Raw genomic sequence first — 1,982 nt, 5'->3', positions numbered from 1 at the left:
TCCCCGGACCGGGCCCGGGACGGCGGACGCGTGGTGGACCTCACCGGCTGGCTCCTGCTCCCCGCGCCCGTCGAACCCCACGGCCACCACGACACCGCGCTCACCGCACCCGGTGCGCCGCCCGACCCCGCCACGCTCGCCGGCGACCCGGACACCGTCGTCACCGCACCGGCCCCGGCACCGGGTGGGGACTCGACACTCCGACGGGTCACCGAGGCCGCCCTGCACCACCTCGCCCACGGCGCCACCGCCCAGCGCGGCCACATCCGGGTCGGGGACACCATCGGCCTGCGCACCCTCGACGCCGCGCTGCGCGCCGCCCGCTCCCTGACCGGCCTCACCGACCTGCGCCTGACCGCCGACGCCGGTCCCCTCACCGGCCGCACCGCCGCGGACGGCCGCGCCCTGCTCCGGGACGCCGCCGCGATGGGGGCCGCCGCCCTCGGCGGCCTGCCCGACGCGGACCCCGATCCCGGTGGCAGCCTCGACCCGCTGATCGCCGCCGCGGACGAACACGGCCTTCCCCTCGACCTGCACACCGACGCCGGGGACCCCGCCCTCCTCGACCGGCTCGCGGCGGCCTGCGCCGGACACCGACCGGGCGTCGTCATCGGCCCGTGCACGGGGCTCGCCCGCCTCGCCCCCGACGCGTTCCGTCGAACCGCCGACCGACTGGCCGCCGCGGGCGTGACCGTGGCCCTGCTGCCCCAGGGGCCGTGCGCCCCCGTGCGGGCCGTCCCGAACGGAGGCGGCGGGGGGCGCGACGGGGACATCGCGCGCCGTGCGTCACCGGACACCGCGCCCCTGGCCCGACCCCTGCGCGCGGCCGGGGTCCGGGTGATCGCCGGCGGCGGCGCCCTGCGCGACGCGGCCAATCCGGTGGGACGTGGCGATCCGCTGGAGGCCGCCTGTCAACTCGTCTCCCGGGGCGGCGAGGACCCACTCGACGCCTACCGGGCCGTCTCCGACCGGGCCCGCGCCGCGCTGGGGCTGCCCCCCGTACGGATCGAGGCGGGGTACCCCGCCGAACTGCTGGCCGTGCGCGGCGACTGCCTGCCGAACGTGCTCTCCCTCGCCTACAGCAGACTGGTCCTCCACCGCGGACGGATCGTCTCGCGAACCAGCGCCGTGCGCGAGTACTGCGACATCGGGGACGGTACGGCGACCGAACTCCCGCGCCAGTCCACCGGTTGAGCCGCGCGGCGGCCGGCGCGGCGGACCCCTCCCGCCCCACCTCCCGGCGTACCGTCGGGATCATGCGCATCGTCATCGCCGGAGGCCACGGACAGATCGCCCGCCGACTGGAACGGCTGCTCGCCGAGCGCGGCGACCGGGCCGTGGGCCTCATCCGCAATCCCGACCACGCCGCCGACCTGGAGGAGCTCGGCGCCGAACCGGTCGTCTGCGACCTGGAGCACGCCGACCTCACCGAAGTGGCCGACCACCTTCGCGGCGCGACGGCGGCGGTCTTCGCCGCCGGCGCGGGGCCGGGCAGCGGCGCCGAACGCAAGGAGACCGTGGACCGGGCCGCCGCCGTCCTCTTCGCCGACGCGGCCGAACTCGCAGGCGTCCGCCGGATGATCGTCGTCTCGGCCATGGGCACCGATCGTGAGCCGCCCGCCGACACCGAGCCGGTCTTCGCCACCTACCTGCGGGCGAAGGCCGCCGCCGACGCCGAGATCCGCTCCCGCGCCGGCCTGGACTGGACCATCCTGCGCCCCGGCGCGCTGACCGACGACCCCGGCACCGGCCGGGTGCACCTGGCCGAGCACACGGGACGCTCGGCGATCACCCGCGACGACGTCGCCACCGTCCTCCTGGGCCTCTTGGACGAACCCCGCACGGCCGGGCTGACGCTGGAACTGGTCAACGGGGACGTGCCCGTGGCCGACGCCATCCGCTCCCTGACGGGCACCAGCGCCTCCTGAGGCACCGCCGGGGAAAGGAGGTGGGGCGGGGCGTTGGCCCCGCCCCCCTTTCAC

At 77.6% G+C, this 1,982-nt stretch carries 2 protein-coding genes; both read left to right on the top strand.

Features of this window, described 5'->3' with window-relative positions:
- Positions 1-1,194, top strand: a 1,194-nt coding sequence (locus FNQ90_RS21190; RefSeq protein ID WP_228471451.1) for an amidohydrolase family protein, incomplete at its 5' end; no start/stop codon positions are given.
- Positions 1,195-1,256: 62 nt separating this feature from the next.
- Positions 1,257-1,928, top strand: a complete 672-nt coding sequence (locus tag FNQ90_RS21185; RefSeq protein WP_182607815.1) for an NAD(P)H-binding protein — start codon at positions 1,257-1,259, stop codon at positions 1,926-1,928.
- The last annotated feature ends 54 nt before the right edge of the window (positions 1,929-1,982 follow it).

Origin of the sequence: Streptomyces alkaliphilus, from assembly GCF_014141535.1 — a bacterium.
GTDB lineage: Bacteria > Actinomycetota > Actinomycetes > Streptomycetales > Streptomycetaceae > Streptomyces > Streptomyces alkaliphilus.
Note: the sequence above shows the minus strand (reverse complement) of the source record. Positions and strands in the feature narration are given on the sequence as shown.

Bases quoted from the DNA above. Each gene is read 5' to 3' on its own strand.
- FNQ90_RS21185 (WP_182607815.1), top strand. From the start codon at position 1,257: ATGCGCATCGTCATCGCCGGAGGCCACGGACAGATCGCCCGCCGACTG.